This window comes from Kocuria sp. CPCC 205260, from assembly GCF_040981045.1.
In the GTDB taxonomy this organism is placed as follows: domain Bacteria; phylum Actinomycetota; class Actinomycetes; order Actinomycetales; family Micrococcaceae; genus Kocuria; species Kocuria palustris.
This window is the reverse complement of the sequence record NZ_JAVKPT010000007.1, coordinates 1-14,718: the sequence shown is the minus strand read 5'-3', so window position 1 is coordinate 14,718 and position 14,718 is coordinate 1. Positions and strand designations below refer to the sequence as shown.

At 71.2% G+C, this 14,718-nt stretch carries 11 protein-coding genes and 1 pseudogene; 11 read left to right on the top strand and 1 reads right to left on the bottom strand.

Annotated features, from left to right (window positions below; translation table 11 throughout):
- Window positions 1-25 precede the first annotated feature (25 nt).
- The 5 genes and pseudogenes from argB to RF645_RS10670 form a co-directional block, all read left to right on the top strand.
- Window positions 26-931: pseudogene (argB, locus tag RF645_RS10690) on the top strand (acetylglutamate kinase); the annotation flags it as partial.
- Window positions 932-1,149: 218 nt separating this feature from the next.
- Entirely contained in the window at window positions 1,150-2,439 is a 1,290-nt protein-coding gene (locus RF645_RS10685; RefSeq protein WP_006214537.1) for an acetylornithine transaminase, read from the top strand.
- Window positions 2,440-2,489: 50 nt separating this feature from the next.
- Window positions 2,490-3,461, top strand: a complete 972-nt coding sequence (gene argF / locus RF645_RS10680; protein ID WP_006214538.1) for an ornithine carbamoyltransferase — start codon at window positions 2,490-2,492, stop codon at window positions 3,459-3,461.
- Window positions 3,461-3,955: an arginine repressor gene (locus RF645_RS10675; protein ID WP_368819081.1), complete on the top strand. Its 495-nt coding sequence runs from the start codon at window positions 3,461-3,463 to the stop codon at window positions 3,953-3,955. The genes argF and RF645_RS10675 overlap by 1 nt, the downstream gene beginning before the upstream one ends.
- Before the next feature lie 115 nt (window positions 3,956-4,070).
- A complete protein-coding gene (locus RF645_RS10670; RefSeq protein WP_053447588.1) occupies window positions 4,071-5,564 on the top strand; it encodes a long-chain fatty acid--CoA ligase in 1,494 nt (497 codons plus the stop codon).
- Between the two features lie 34 nt (window positions 5,565-5,598).
- Here the strand turns inward: RF645_RS10670 and RF645_RS10665 are convergent, their stop codons facing one another.
- Window positions 5,599-6,075, bottom strand: coding sequence for an ankyrin repeat domain-containing protein (locus RF645_RS10665; RefSeq protein ID WP_368819080.1), 477 nt, complete (start codon window positions 6,073-6,075; stop codon window positions 5,599-5,601).
- A 189-nt stretch (window positions 6,076-6,264) separates the two neighbouring features.
- Between RF645_RS10665 and RF645_RS10660 the strand changes: the two genes are divergently transcribed.
- The 6 genes from RF645_RS10660 (at window position 6,265) to tyrS (ending at window position 14,484) form a co-directional block, all read left to right on the top strand.
- Complete coding sequence (locus RF645_RS10660) at window positions 6,265-7,476, top strand: argininosuccinate synthase (protein WP_006214542.1); 1,212 nt, start codon at window positions 6,265-6,267, stop codon at window positions 7,474-7,476.
- A gap of 436 nt (window positions 7,477-7,912) precedes the next feature.
- Window positions 7,913-9,361 (top strand): argininosuccinate lyase, encoded by a 1,449-nt coding sequence (gene argH, locus RF645_RS10655; RefSeq protein WP_006214543.1) that lies wholly within the window; start codon window positions 7,913-7,915, stop codon window positions 9,359-9,361.
- Between the two features lie 8 nt (window positions 9,362-9,369).
- The gene (locus tag RF645_RS10650) at window positions 9,370-10,083 is read left to right on the top strand and encodes a DNA-3-methyladenine glycosylase (RefSeq protein ID WP_368819079.1); all 714 of its coding nucleotides are present in this window, start codon (window positions 9,370-9,372) and stop codon (window positions 10,081-10,083) included.
- Window positions 10,084-10,136: 53 nt separating this feature from the next.
- The gene (locus RF645_RS10645; RefSeq protein WP_029643733.1) at window positions 10,137-10,643 is read left to right on the top strand and encodes an adenine phosphoribosyltransferase; all 507 of its coding nucleotides are present in this window, start codon (window positions 10,137-10,139) and stop codon (window positions 10,641-10,643) included.
- Between the two features lie 146 nt (window positions 10,644-10,789).
- Window positions 10,790-13,123, top strand: a complete 2,334-nt coding sequence (locus RF645_RS10640) for an AAA family ATPase (protein ID WP_368819078.1) — start codon at window positions 10,790-10,792, stop codon at window positions 13,121-13,123.
- Between the two features lie 38 nt (window positions 13,124-13,161).
- Window positions 13,162-14,484 (top strand): tyrosine--tRNA ligase, encoded by a 1,323-nt coding sequence (gene tyrS / locus RF645_RS10635; protein ID WP_368819077.1) that lies wholly within the window; start codon window positions 13,162-13,164, stop codon window positions 14,482-14,484.
- Window positions 14,485-14,718: the final 234 nt, after the last annotated feature.

Sequence of the window (14,718 nt, the reverse complement as noted above, 5' to 3'; positions counted from 1 at the left end):
CCGAACCCCTCCCAGGAGACACCCGATGACCGCACCGAACGACCGCATCACCGCCGCGCGCGCCAAGGCCGGCGTGCTCATGGAGGCGCTGCCGTGGATCAGCCGCTTCTCCGGGGCGGTCATGGTGTTCAAGTACGGCGGCAACGCCATGGTCTCGGATCCGCTGCGCCAGGCGTTCGCCGCCGACATGGTCTTCCTGCGCGAGGTGGGGATCTGCCCCGTCGTCGTGCACGGCGGAGGGCCGCAGATCAATCGCATGCTCGAGCGGCTGGGGATCGAGTCCGAGTTCCGCGGGGGTCTGCGCGTCACCACGGCCGAGGCGATCGACGCCATCCGCATGGTCCTCACCGGCCAGGTCCAGCGCGAGCTCGTCTCCCTGCTCAATGCCACCGGCCCGTACGCCGTGGGGATCTCGGGGGAGGACGCCTCCCTGCTCAACGCGGTGCGCCGCGGGACGGTCGTCGACGGCCAGGAGGTGGACCTGGAGCACGTGGGCGAGATCGTCTCCGTGAACCCCGAGCCGCTGCGCGAGCTGATCCAGGCCGGGCGCATCCCGGTGATCTCCTCGATCTCCCCGGAGGTCGACGCCCACGGCCGCTTCACCGGCGAGGTGCTCAACATCAACGCCGACACCGCAGCCGCCGCGGTCGCCGTGGCGCTGGGCGCGGAGAAGCTCGTGGCGCTGACCGATATCGAGGGCCTGTACTCGGACTGGCCGGATCGCAGCTCGCTGATCTCGTCGCTGACCGACTCCGAGCTGCGCGAGCTGCTGCCCAGCCTGCAGTCCGGGATGATCCCCAAGATGGAGGCGGCGCTCACCGCTGTGGAGGGCGGGGTCCCGCGGGCCACGATCGTCGACGGGCGCGAGGCGCACTCGGTGCTGCTCGAGATCTTCACGGACGAGGGGATCGGCACCGAGGTCCGCCCCGACGGCACCGCGCCGGCAGCCGAGCGGCCTCTGCGCCGGCATCCGGAACCGGTCGGCGTTGCCACCGCGGAGATCGATCGCGTCGTCCTGGGATCCGGTGCGGGGAAGCACCCGACCGGCGAGGAGGCCGCGCAGGGCTCCTCCGGCGCAGGACGCAGCGCGCAGACCGTCGGCGCGGCGGAGACCGCCCCGACCGAGACCACCACGACGGAGGACCCCGAATGAGCCGCACGCACTCTGCCCAGGACGCCTCCGCGGAGGCCCTGCTCGAGCAGTACTCCCAGCACCTGATGAACGTCTTCGGCCCGCCCCAGGCCGTGCTCGCCCGCGGTGAAGGTGCTGTCGTGTGGGACGCCGACGGCAACCGCCTGCTGGATCTGCTGGGCGGGATCGCCGTGAACGCGCTGGGCCACGCCCACCCCGCCTGGGTGCGCGCCCTCTCGGAGCAGGCGGCCGCCCTGGGCCACATCTCCAACTTCTTCACCTCGCCGCAGCAGATCGAGCTGGCCAAGAAGCTGCTCGAGCTGACCGGGGCGCCGGAGGGCTCGCGGGTCTTCTTCGCGAACTCCGGCTCGGAGGCCAATGAGGCCGCCTTCAAGCTGGCCCGCCGCCAGGGCCACGAGGTCCCCGGCCCGGACGGTCCCCGCACGCGGATCCTGGCCCTGGAGGATTCCTTCCACGGACGCACGGCCGGCTCGCTGGCCATGACCGCCAAGAAGGCCTACCGGGAGCCGTTCGAGCCGCTGCCGACCGGCGTGGAGTTCCTCGCCCCCACGCTCGAGGCGCTGGAGGCCGCCGTCGACAACACCGTCAGCGCCCTGATAGTGGAGCCCGTGCGCGGCGAGGCCGGCGTGCGACCGCTGCCCGAGGGATGGCTGCGCCGGGCTCGGCAGCTCACCCGCGAGCACGGGGCGCTGCTGATCGTCGACGAGGTCCAGACGGGCGTCGGGCGCACGGGGCAGTGGTTCGCCAGCTCGGCGGAGCTCTCGGGTGCCGATGCCCCGGATGCCATGACGCTGGCCAAGGGGCTGGGCGGAGGCTTCCCGATCGGGGCCATGATCACCTTCGGCGAGCACGCCTCCGGTCTGCTCGGCCCTGGCCAGCACGGTACGACCTTCGGCGGCAACCCGCTGGCCACCGCGGTCGGTCTGGCCACGCTCACGACGATCGAGGACGAGCAGATCCTGCAGAACGTCCGTTCGGTGGGTCAGCATCTGGCCGACGGACTGCGCGCGATCGACGGCGTCGCCGAGGTCCGCGCCCACGGGCTGCTGATCGGCATCGACCTCGAGCCGATCGATCGTTCGGCATCGCAGACCGCCGCTCTGGCCCCGGCCGTCGTGGCGGCGGCCCGCCGCGCGGGATTCATCGTCAATGCCCCGGGGCCGCTCACGCTGCGCCTGGCCCCGCCGCTGATCCTCAGCGCAGAGCAGGCCGACGAGCTGCTCGGGGCGCTGCCCTCCATCCTCGACGCGGCCCGCGAGGCCGTGCTCAGCGCTCCGGGCGCCTGAGCCTTCCGCCTCCGCCCGTCGGCCCCACCTTCCTTCCGAGAGGACGCCTCATGCCACGCCACTTCCTTCGCGACACGGATCTGAGCCCCGCCGAGCAGGCGGAGGTCCTGGACCTGGCCCTCGAGCTCAAGGCCGACCGGTGGCGCCATCGCGCGCTGGCGGGGCCGCAGACCGCGACCGTCATCTTCGACAAGACCTCCACCCGCACGCGCTACTCGTTCGCCACGGGCATCGCGGATCTCGGGGGATCGCCCCTGGTCGTGAATCCGGGGGAGGCGCAGCTGGGGGTCAAGGAGTCGGTCTCAGACACCGCCCGGGTCATCTCCCGGATGGTGGGGCTGATCGTGTGGCGGACGTACGACCAGGCCGGTCTCGAGGAGATGGCGCAGCACTCCCACGTCCCGGTGATCAACGCGCTGTCGGACGAGTACCACCCGTGCCAGATCCTGGCCGACCTGCTCACGATCCGCGAGCACTTCGGCGAGCTGGCCGGGCGCAGCTTCGCGTACCTGGGCGATGCCGCGAACAACATGGCCAACTCGTACCTGCTGGGGATGGCCACCGCCGGCATGCACGTGCGCGTCGCGGGCCCTGCCGGCTACCTGCCCGAGGAGTCGATCGTGGCCCGGGCGCGCGAGCTCGCCGAGCTCACGGGCGGCTCGATGCTCGTGACCGAGGATCCCGCCCACGCGCTCGCCGAGGCCGATGTGGTCTGCACCGACACCTGGGTCTCCATGGGCCAGGAGGACCAGAAGGACGCGCGCGCCGAGGTCTTCCGCCCGTACTCGATCGATACCGCGGCCATGGACCAGGCCGCCCCCGAGGCCGTGTTCATGCACTGCCTGCCGGCCTACCGCGGCAGCGAGGTCTCGGCCGAGGTCATCGACGGCCCGCGCTCGCTGGTCTTCCAGGAGGCCGAGAATCGGCTGCACGCCCAGAAGGCGCTGATGGTCTGGCTGCTGGCAGCCTCGGGGCAGTACAGCCTCGAGACGGGCGAGATCACCCTGCCGGAGCTGGGCTGATGAGCATCCCGGCCACCAAGATCGCCCGCCAGGCGCGCATCGTCGCCCTGGTCAGCTCGGGCTCCGTGCACTCGCAGACCGAGCTCGCCGAGCTGCTGGCCCGCGACGACCTGCAGGTCACGCAGGCCACGCTCTCGCGCGATCTCGTCGAGGTCGGGGCGGTGCGCGTGCGGGACTCGTCGGGCTCGCTGGTCTACGCCGTGCCGCCGGCCTCCGGCGAGGTCGCGGGACCGGACGGCTCCGCCGGACCCGACGCCCGCCTTGCCGGTGTGTGCCGCGAGCTGCTGGTCACCGCCGAGTCCTCCGGCAACCTCGTCATGCTCAAGACCCCGCCGGGGGCCGCGCAGTACTTCGCCTCGATCATCGATCAGGCCGCTGTCCAGCTCGTCCTGGGTACCATCGCCGGGGACGATTCGATCATGGTCGTCAGCCGCGACCCCTCCGGGGGCGCCGAGCTGGCGGAGTTCTTCCTGCGGCTGGCGGGAGGCGACTGACGCGCGCGAGCGCCCGGATCCGGATCGGACCTGCACCTCCTTTCGCACGGAGCCGGGCCGTCGGGCCCGCTCCTGCGTCCGGTGACGGACGCACCGAGCCAGAAGGCCCCCATACGTGACGAACCTCGCGACACTGCTCACCGACTCCGCCCGCCGAGCCCCCGAGTCCCCGGCCCTGCGCCTGGGGGAGCTGAGCCTCAGCTACGGGCAGCTCGACGCGCTGTCCGCGGCGTTCGCCCAGCGGCTGCACGAGGCAGGTGTGGGCGTGGGGGATCGTGTCGCCCTCGTGGCGCCCAACGCGCCGCAGATGCCGGTCGCGTACTACGCCATCCTGCGCCTGGGCGCCGTCGTCGTCCCGCTCAGCCCGCTGCTCAGCGCTCGCGAGCTGACCGCTCTGTTCCGCACGGCCGAGCTCAGCGCGGTCGTCGTCCACGACGCGGTGAGCGCACCTGCCGAGCAGGCCTGCGCCGAGCTCGAGCCGTCGGTCCCCCTGCTCCTGCTGGATCAGCAGACCCTCGCCGCGCCGTCGAGAGACCTCGAGGTCCGGGAGCCGGTCGAGCGCGCCGCCGACGACCTCGCGGTGCTGCTGTTCACCTCCGGGACTACCGGCGAGCCCAAGGGCGCCGCCCTGACGCACGACAACGTCACCTCGAACGCGTGGATGACCACCCGCATGTTCAGCTACGTGCCCGAGGACGTGATCCTGGGGGCGCTGCCGTTCTTCCACGTCTTCGGCCAGACGGTGTGCCTGAACGCCCCGGTGGCGGTCGGGGCCTGCATCAGCCTGGTCCCGTCGTTCCAGCCGCGCGCTGTGCTGCAGCAGCTGGGCGAGCACGGGGTGACCCGCGTGATCGGCGTGCCGTCCATGCACATGGCGCTGTGCCAGGTCCAGGCCCGACAGCCGCTCGAGCTGCCGAGCCTGGATTCGGCGCTCTCCGGCGGAGCGGCCCTGCCGGTCGAGGTCCTGCGCCGGTTCGAGCAGCTGTTCGGGATCACTCTCTACGAGGGCTACGGGCTCTCCGAGACCTCGCCCGTCGTCGCGTTCAACCAGCCCGTCGACCAGCGCGTCCCCGGCTCGATCGGCACCCCCGTGGAGGAGGCCCGCGTGGCGATCCTCGACGACGACGGCCGTGAGCTGCCGCGCGGCGAGATCGGGGAGCTGGCGGTGGCCGGTCGCTATGTCATGGCCGGGTACTGGAAGCAGCCCGAGCTCACCGCGGCGGCCTTCGCCGGCGAGTACTTCCGCACCGGGGACATGGCGCGTCAGGACGAGGACGACCGACTCTGGATCGTCGATCGCAAGAAGGACACGATCCTGCGCAACGGCTACAACGTGTACCCGCGCGAGATCGAGGAGCTGATCTATGAGCACCCCGGGGTCGAGGAGGCCGCGGTCGTCGGTCGCGGCGGGGCGACCACCGACCAGCAGGTCGTGGCCTGCCTGGTGCTGCGCGACGGGGCGCAGGAGGCCGAGGTGATCGAACAGCTGCGCGCCACCATGCGCCAGTCGCTGGCCAGCTACAAGCGCCCGCAGGCCTACAAGGTCGTCGACGCGCTGCCCAAGGGCTCGACCGGCAAGATCCTCAAGCGGGAGATCGACCCGAGCTGATCAGGGGCGGGCCGAAGCGCACGTTCCGCCGTGCTCAGGCGTGCTCGTCGAGCAGCGGGATCACGTTCTCGCGACCGAACTCCTGGGCCACGGCCCGAGCCGGCTGGAAGCCGGTGTCCTGCCCGGCCCCTGCCTCGAGGAGGCGTCGGGTGATGGACTCGTTGCCGCGGAACACGGCGCAGATCAGGGCGGTGAAGCCCATGTCGGAGACCCGCTCGGTGTCGGCGCCGGCCTCGAGCAGCATCGCGACCGTGTCCTCGTGCTCGTGATAGGCGGCCAGGTTCAGCAGGGTGTCGCCCTTGCCGTTGGTGAGGTTCACCGGCACCCCCGCCTCCAGGGCCTGCCGCAGCTGATCGGTGCTGCCCTCGCGGGCCAGGTCGAACATCTGGTTCAGCAGGGCGAGCTCCTCCTCGCTGAGCTGCGGCGCGCCCTGCCCCGTCTGAGGTGAGGCTCCCGCCGGGGACTGGCCTTCGGCGTCGGGGGAGGATGGGCTCGTGCTGTGCTCGGACATGGTGCTCCTTGGCGGGGTCGGGGCGCCGACTGCGAGATGATGGCGGTCAGAGGCCGCCCGCGGTCGTGCTCGGGGATCGACCACCCAGTATCCCGCCTGCCGACGCACCCCGGCAATGCATAAATACAACACGCTGTGTATAGTCATGCACAGAAGACCTGAAGCATCGAACCTCTCAAGGAGACACTCATGACCGAGCGCGTCGTACTCGCCTACTCGGGCGGCCTGGACACCTCCGTCGCCATCGGCTGGATCGGCGAGGCCACCGGGGCCGAGGTCGTGGCCGTGGCCGTGGACGTCGGACAGGGCGGCGAGGACCTCGAGGCCATCCGCCAGCGCGCGCTGGACTGCGGCGCCGTGGAGGCCGTGGTCGCCGATGCCCGCGACGAGTTCGCCGAGCAGTACTGCATGCCGGCGCTGAAGGCCAACGGCCTGTACATGGACTCCTACCCGCTGGTCTCGGCCGTCTCGCGCCCCGTGATCGTCAAGCACCTGGTGGATGCGGCCAAGCAGTTCGGCGCCACCACCGTCGCCCACGGCTGCACCGGCAAGGGCAACGACCAGGTCCGCTTCGAGGTCGGCATCCAGACCCTGGGCCCGGACCTCAAGTGCATCGCCCCGGTGCGCGACCTGGCGCTGACCCGCGAGAAGGCCATCGACTACGCCGAGCGCAATGACCTGCCGATCGTGACGACCAAGAAGAACCCCTTCTCGATCGACCAGAACGTGTGGGGCCGCGCCATCGAGACCGGCTTCCTCGAGGACATCTGGAACGGCCCCACCAAGGACGTCTACGACTACACCGACGATCCCGCCTTCCCGCCGGCGCCCGATGAGGTCATCATCGGCTTCGAGCAGGGCATCCCCGTCTCGATCGACGGCCGCCCGGTGACCCCGCTCGAGGCCATCCAGGAGATGAACCGCCGCGCCGGCGCCCAGGGTGTGGGCCGCATCGACATCGTCGAGGACCGCCTGGTGGGCATCAAGTCCCGCGAGATCTACGAGGCCCCCGGCGCCATGGCCCTGATCGCCGCGCACCGGGAGCTCGAGAACGTCACCGTCGAGCGCGAGCAGGCCCGGTTCAAGAAGACCGTCGGCCAGCGCTGGACCGAGCTGGTCTACGACGGCCAGTGGTTCTCCCCGCTGAAGAAGTCCCTGGACTCCTTCATCGACGACACCCAGCGCTACGTCAACGGCGACATCCGCATGACCCTGCACGCCGGCAAGGCCACCGTCACCGGCCGTCGCTCGGAGACCGCGCTGTACGACTTCAACCTGGCGACCTACGACGAGGGCGACTCCTTCGACCAGTCCCAGGCCCGCGGCTTCATCGAGCTGTTCGGCATGTCCTCGAAGGTCGCCTCCGCTCGCGACCAGCGCCTGGCTGCCGAGGGCAAGTGAGGCTTCTGCTCTGAGCATCCTGGCTCGTCACGGAGGGCGCGGCGGCCCCTCCTCCCTTGACTGCTTCGCTTGACGTCTGCGGGAGGAGGGGCGGCCGCGCCTTCTCCCGTCCGCGACGTGGTCGGCCGGCGTCCGTCGTTCGCGGACCCGGACGCGACTCCCTCCCGACGACCTCGCGAGGAGCCCCGTGTGCCGACCTTCACCGGATGATGCCCTGCACACGCGGCCCCTCGGGAGGCTGCGACGGCCTGCTTCGGTGACGTGAGGCTGCGAGGCGTCGGCGCGGGGGATGGGCGGTGGGCCCCTTCCGCAGACATCAAGCGAAGCAGTCAAGGAAGGGGCCCACCGGCCATCCCGTACCAAGTGAACGACGAACCCACACACCTCCAGCCCTAAGCTGGGACCAGTAGACGGAAGCGATCGAGGAGCAGCACCAGTGGCAGAGCACGTCAAGCACGGGACCAACGAGGGCGCGCTGTGGGGAGGCCGCTTCGCCGGCGGACCGGATCAGGCCCTGGCGGCGCTGTCCAAGTCGACGCAGTTCGACTGGCGCCTGGCTCCGTACGACATCGCCGGCTCCCGCGCCCACGCCCGCGTGCTGCACGCCGTGGACCTGCTCACCGACGACGAGCTCGCGGGCATGATCGAGGCGCTCGATCAGCTCGAGGCAGACGTCCGCTCCGGGGCCTATCGGCCTGCCGAGTCGGACGAGGACGTGCACGGCTCCCTGGAGCGCGGGCTGATCGAGCGCGCCGGCCCGGAGCTGGGCGGCAAGCTGCGCGCGGGCCGCTCGCGCAATGACCAGATCGCCACCGAGGGCCGCATGTACCTGCGCGACCACGCCTCGATCATTGCCAAGGAGCTGCTGGACGTCGTCCGCGCGCTGGTCCAGCAGGCTGAGGCGCACCCGTTCGCACCCATGCCGGGGCGCACGCACCTGCAGCACGCCCAGCCGATCCTGCTCTCGCATCACCTGCTGGCCCACGCCTGGGCCATGGTCCGCGACGTCGAGCGCTTCGCGGACTGGGACCGCCGCGCGGCCGTCTCCCCGTACGGCTCCGGCGCTCTCGCCGGGTCCACGCTCGGGCTGGACCCGAACGCCGTGGCCCAGGAGCTCGGCTTCGACTCCGCGGTCCACAACTCGATCGACGGCACCGCCTCGCGCGACGTCTACGCCGAGTTCGCCTGGATCTGCGCCATGCTCTCGGTCGACGTCTCCCGCATCTCGGAGGAGATCACCACCTGGGCCACCAAGGAGTTCTCCTTCGTGACCCTGCACGACTCGTTCTCCACGGGCTCGTCGATCATGCCGCAGAAGAAGAACCCGGACGTGGCGGAGCTCGCCCGCGGCAAGGCGGGGCGCCTGATCGGCGACCTCACGGGTCTGCTGGCCACGCTCAAGGCCCTGCCGCTGGCCTACAACCGCGATCTGCAGGAGGACAAGGAGCCGGTCTTCGACGCCATCGATCAGCTCGAGGTCCTGCTGCCGGCCGTCTCCGGCATGGTCGCCACGTTGAGCTTCCACACCGAGCGCATGGCCGAGCTGGCACCGCGCGGATTCGCGCTGGCCACGGACATCGCCGAGTGGCTGGTCCGCCAGGGCGTGCCCTTCCGCGACGCCCACGAGATCTCCGGCGACGCCGTGCGGGTCTGCGAGCAGCGCGACATCGAGCTGTGGGACCTCACCGACGAGGACTTCGCCGCCATCGACGAGCGCCTCACCCCGCAGGTGCGCGAGGTCCTGACGCTGGAGGGCTCCCTGCGCTCGCGGTCCTCGCAGGGCGGCACCGGTCCCGACGCCGTCGCCGCTCAGCTGGCGGCGCTGAAGGAGCGCCTGGCGGCTCTGGAGGCCTTCGAGAACCGCGCACCCGTCGTCCAGGCCTGAGCGGACGGATGCACGAGAGCGCAACAGCTGATCTGGACCCTCAGCTGCTCGAGCTGCTGCAGCGCCCGGCCCCGGAGGCCGCGCCGCTGCTGCTGGGGTGCCTGCTCACCACCATCACCCCGCAGGGCCGCGTGACCGTGCGCCTCACAGAGGTCGAGGCCTACGGCGGGCCCGCGGACACGGATCTGCCGGACCCCGGAGCGCACACCTACAACGGGCGCACCGCGCGCAATGCGTCCATGTTCGGCCCGGCCGGTCACGCCTACGTGTACTTCACCTACGGGCTGCATCATGCGCTGAACCTGGTGTGCCGCCCGCAGGGCATCCCCGGCGGCTGCCTGCTGCGCTCCGGCGAGGTCGTCGAGGGCCAGGACCTGGCCGTGGCCCGTCGCAGCGCCCGGCGGGCCTCGGAGCCCGCGGCGGTCTCCCTGGCCCGTGGCCCGGGCAACCTCGCCCAGGCCCTGGGGCTCGGCCTGCAGGACGACGGCGCGCCCCTGCGCGGCCGCGCGCACGACGACGGCGGCCGGCACCTGGTGCTCGCACCGGGGAGCCCTCCGCAGACGATCGTGACGACCCCGCGCACAGGGGTCTCGGGGGAGGGCGGCACGGAGCGGTTCCCATGGCGCTTCGCCGCCCAGGGCGACCCCACGGTCTCCCCGTACCGTCGTGCGACGCCCAAGAAGCGGCGCACCCGCGGCGGTGGCACTAACATGGCCGGGTGACTCAGCCCAGCCCTGCTCCCGTGCCCGCCCCGCGACCCGAATCGGTCGAGGAGATGATCGACCGGCTGTGCGCAAAGATCCCGGACTACCCCGAGCCCGGGGTCCTCTTCCGGGATCTGACGCCGCTGTTCGCCGACGGGGCCGCCTTCGCCCGCGCCGTGGACGCCCTGGGTGAGGCCTTCCGGGGGCAGTTCGAGTACGTGGCGGGCATCGAGGCGCGCGGCTTCCTGCTGGCCGGTGCGGTCTCGCGCGCCACGGGCGCCGGCGTGATCCCCATCCGCAAGGAGGGCAAGCTGCCCCGGGAGACCTACCGGGAGAGCTACCAGCTCGAGTACGGCTCGGCCGTGCTGGAGATCCACACCGACGACGTCGCCCGCGGCTCCCGCGTGCTCGTGGTCGACGACATCCTGGCCACCGGCGGCACGCTCGAGGCGAGTGCCAAGCTGCTGCACCGCGCGGGGCTGCACATCGCGGGCTTCGGGCTGCTGATGGAGCTGACCGATCAGCGCGGCCGCGGCAAGCTGGGCGGGCACCGCACCCGGGCCCTGTATCGCGTCTGAGAGCCGGGAGGTCCCGCCGCGATCCGCTGAGGGCGGACGACATGAAGCGCTGCGGGCAACCTCCTGTTCATGCCCGGGGGATTAGCATGACTGGTTCCCCGATCGCGGCTGATCGGGGAGGCGGACGTTTCAAGGAGCACGAGCACATGACGGATGTCGCCAGGAGCAGCGGTGCTGAGACCAGCCTGCCCGACGACCGCGGGCAGGGCCACGGCAGCAGCGCACTGGACGAGCAGCTGGAGATCGAGCAGCGCTACGTCACGGGGCTCTACGACCGCCTGGACGAGCTGCGACGCGAGAAGGCCGATGATCTGGCGCGCGTGCGCCGCACGGACATGGGCACGGGACATCAGTCCCGCTCGGAGCGCGATGCCTTCGCCACCCACTACGAGGACCGGCTCGCCCAGCTCGAGGCCGTCGACAAGCGGCTGGCCTTCGGACGCCTGGACACCACCGAGACCGGAGAGGCCTCCACGCGCTACATCGGGCGCATCGGCCTGGCCACGGAGGACCACCGACGCCTCCTGGTGGACTGGCGCGCCCGCGAGGCCGCTGCGTTCTACCAGGCCACGGGCCGCAGCCCCATGGGTGTGCGCCGCCGTCGCCACCTGATCCTCGACGGACGCCATGTCTCGGGGATCGAGGACGACGTCCTGGACCCCGAGCTGCTCGACGATGAGTCCGTCCTGCAGGGGGAAGGCGCTCTGCTGGCGGCGCTGAACTCCAAGCGCACGGGTCGCATGACGGACATCGTCGCCACGATCCAGGCCGAGCAGGACCGGATCATCCGCGCCCCTCTGCAGGGCGTGCGCGTGGTCCAGGGCGGTCCGGGCACAGGCAAGACCGCGGTCGCCCTGCACCGCGCGGCGTTCCTGCTCTACGAGCACCGGGAGCGGCTGCGCAAGTCAGGGGTGCTGCTCGTCGGGCCGTCGTCGTCGTTCCTGTGGTACATCGACCGCGTGCTGCCCTCTCTGGGCGAGACGGGCGTGGTGATGTCGTCGCTGGCCGATCTGTTCCCCGGGATCCACGGCGCGCCGGAGCGCGACCGCGAGGTCGCCGGTCTCAAGGCTGGCCTGGAGATGGTCGACGTCATCAAGCAGGCGGTCAAGGACCGGCAGAAGCTGCCCGAGCGCGACCTCGTGCTCACCGTGGACTCGCACCGCGTGGTGCTGACCCGGCAGCTCGCCCGACGGGCCCGGGAGAAGGCCAGGGGCACGGGCAAGCCGCACAACGAGGCCCGCGCGACCTTCGTGAAGATCATCCTGCGCGAGCTCGCCGAGAAGCTGGGGGAGGAGCTCGACGCCTCCTCCGGCAACGCGATCGATCGCTCCTACCTGGTGGAGGACCTGCGCCAGGCCCCCGAGGTGCGCCGGGCCGTGAACCTGCTGTGGCTGCCGCTGTCAGCCGAGACGCTGGTGCGCCAGCTCTTCGCCAAGCGGCGCTACCTCGACTCGGCCTTCCGCCACCTGAGCCCCGCCCAGCGGGACCAGCTCGAGCGCCCGGCCGCCGCTGCGCTGACCGTCTCGGACGTCCCGCTGCTGGACGAGGCCGCGGAGCGCCTGGGCACCCTCGAGGACGCCGGCGTGCGGATCCGCACCGGTGAGGCGGAGCGCGCCAAGGCCACCGAGATGGCCGAGCGGGCGCTCTACAACATGAGCCAGGCCCTCGAGGACGTCGGGGTCGACGGCGTGGTGAGCGCCAGCGACCTCACGGAGTTCAACGAGGAGCAGGAGCACCGGATGACCGCGGCCGAGGCCGCGACCTCCGATCGGACTTGGGCCTACGGGCACGTCGTGGTGGATGAGGCGCAGGAGCTGACGCCCATGCAGTGGCGGGTGCTCATGCGCCGATGCCCCATGAAGTCGTTCACGGTGGTCGGCGATATCGCCCAGGCCGGCTCGGCCTCGGCCGCCGCCTCCTGGGGCGAGGCCCTGGCGCCCTTCGTGGGGGAGCGTTTCAGCCTGGAGGAGCTCACGGTCAACTACCGCACGCCTGAGGCGGTGGCCTCGGTCGCCGCGGCCGTCGCCCGCGCCGCCGGTCAGGACGTGGCCGCTCCGCGGGCGGTGCGAGAGGGGGAGCCCCCGATCATTGCTGAGCTGCCCGCTCAGGCCGACGACGCCGCGATCATGCGCGCGATCGACGACCAGCTCGAGGAGGAGCTCGAGGTCGTCCAGGGCGGCCTCGTGGCCGTCATCGCCCCCGAGGACCGCGTCCGCGAGATCGGCCGGCATCTCGCCGAGCGCCTGCCCGGCAGGGTGGGCGCCGGTGTGCGCCGGCTCGAGCACCAGGTCGTCGTGCTGTCCACGTGGGATGCCAAGGGCCTGGAGTTCGACTCCGTGGTCCTCGTGCAGCCGCAGGAGATCATCGACGAGTACGACGGCGTCGGTTCCCTGTATGTGGCCATGACCAGACCCACCCAGAGGCTGCGCACCGTCTCGGCCGGCCCGCTGCCAGCCGGCTACGACGGCGTCCGCGCCTGAAACACCTTCCGCTTCCGCAACCCGAGAGGTACCCCGACGTGACCCCGACACCCACCACCGCGATCGATCTGGCCGCCCAGCACAACGACCCCGACTTCCCGGGCATCTGGGAGGAGCTGAACTGGCGCGGGCTCGTGCACGTGTCGACGGACCAGGCGGCCCTGCAGGAGCTGCTCGACGGGGAGCCGATCACGTTCTACTGCGGCTTCGATCCCACGGCGGCCTCGCTGCACCTGGGGCACCTGGTGCAGCTGCTGACCATGCGCCGGCTGCAGCTGGCTGGGCACCGTCCGCTGGGGCTCGTCGGCGGCTCGACCGGACTGATCGGCGATCCCCGCCAGACCTCGGAGCGGGTGCTGAACACCCGCGAGGTCGTGGAGCAGTGGGTCGGGCAGCTGCGCCAGCAGATCGAGCGCTTCCTGTCCTTCGACGGCGACAGCGCCGCTCGCATGGTCAACAACATGGACTGGACCGGCGGGATGTCGGCGATCGACTTCCTGCGCGACATCGGCAAGCACTTCCGCGTGGGCACCATGATCAAGAAGGAGATCGTGGCCAAGCGGCTGAACTCGGAGGAGGGCATCTCCTACACCGAGTTCAGCTACCAGATCCTGCAGGGCATGGACTTCCTGAACCTGCACCGCGAGTACGGCTGCATGCTGCAGACCGGCGGCTCGGATCAGTGGGGCAACCTGACCTCGGGCACGGAGCTGGTGCGCAAGGTCGAGGGGACCGCGGTCCAGGCCATCGGCACGCCGCTGATCACCAACTCGGACGGCACCAAGTTCGGCAAGTCCGAGGGCAACGCCATCTGGCTGGACCCCGAGCTGACCTCGCCGTACGCCTTCTACCAGTTCTGGCTCAACACCGCCGACGCCGATGTGGTCGACCGCCTCAAGGTCTTCACCTTCCGCACCAGCCAGGAGATCGCCGAGTTCGAGCGCAAGGTCGCCGAGGAGCCCTTCCGCCGAGAGGCGCAGAAGCAGCTCGCGTGGGATGTCACCGTGCTGGTGCACGGGGCCCAGGCCACCGAGCAGGCGATCGCGGCCTCCGAGGCCGTGTTCGGCAAGGGGGACCTCGGCGCTCTGGACGAGCAGACCCTGGCCGCGGTGATCGGGGAGCTCCCCTCGGCGACCGTGGGTGCTGAGGATCGAGCGCTGATCGACCTGCTCGTGGCCACGGGGCTGTCGACCACCCGCTCCGAGGCGCGACGCACCCTCCAGGAGGGCGGCGTCTCCGTGAACAACCAGAAGGTGCAGGGCATCGAGGCTCAGCTAGAGGACGAGCAGCTGCTGCACGGCCGGTACGCCCTGCTCAAGCGCGGCAAGAAGAACATGGCGGGAGTCGTGCTGGGGGAGTGACCCGAAAGGCACCTTCATGCGGGTGCGCGCCTGGCTCGGCCCCCGAGGCCCGCGGCTGTCAGCCGCGGGGCTCGGGGGCCTCGTCGTGGTCCTCGGCCGGCGGATGAGGGCTTCCTGTGGGGTGCAGCACAAACGGCCCAGATGGTTTGCGGGGGGCGCAGGGGGTGTGTAATGTTCTTCTCTGTCGCCGCGAGCGGCCCGCCGGTTCGAACCGGTGCGGCGCAGCGGCAGGAT

Coding starts and splice junctions, on each gene's coding strand:
- RF645_RS10660 (WP_006214542.1), top strand. CDS start 6,265: ATGACCGAGCGCGTCGTACTCGCCTACTCGGGCGGCCTGGACACCTCC.
- RF645_RS10685 (WP_006214537.1), top strand. CDS start 1,150: ATGAGCCGCACGCACTCTGCCCAGGACGCCTCCGCGGAGGCCCTGCTC.
- RF645_RS10675 (WP_368819081.1), top strand. CDS start 3,461: ATGAGCATCCCGGCCACCAAGATCGCCCGCCAGGCGCGCATCGTCGCC.
- RF645_RS10645 (WP_029643733.1), top strand. CDS start 10,137: ATGATCGACCGGCTGTGCGCAAAGATCCCGGACTACCCCGAGCCCGGG.
- RF645_RS10640 (WP_368819078.1), top strand. CDS start 10,790: ATGACGGATGTCGCCAGGAGCAGCGGTGCTGAGACCAGCCTGCCCGAC.
- argF (WP_006214538.1), top strand. CDS start 2,490: ATGCCACGCCACTTCCTTCGCGACACGGATCTGAGCCCCGCCGAGCAG.
- RF645_RS10665 (WP_368819080.1), bottom strand. CDS start 6,075: ATGTCCGAGCACAGCACGAGCCCATCCTCCCCCGACGCCGAAGGCCAG.
- RF645_RS10650 (WP_368819079.1), top strand. CDS start 9,370: ATGCACGAGAGCGCAACAGCTGATCTGGACCCTCAGCTGCTCGAGCTG.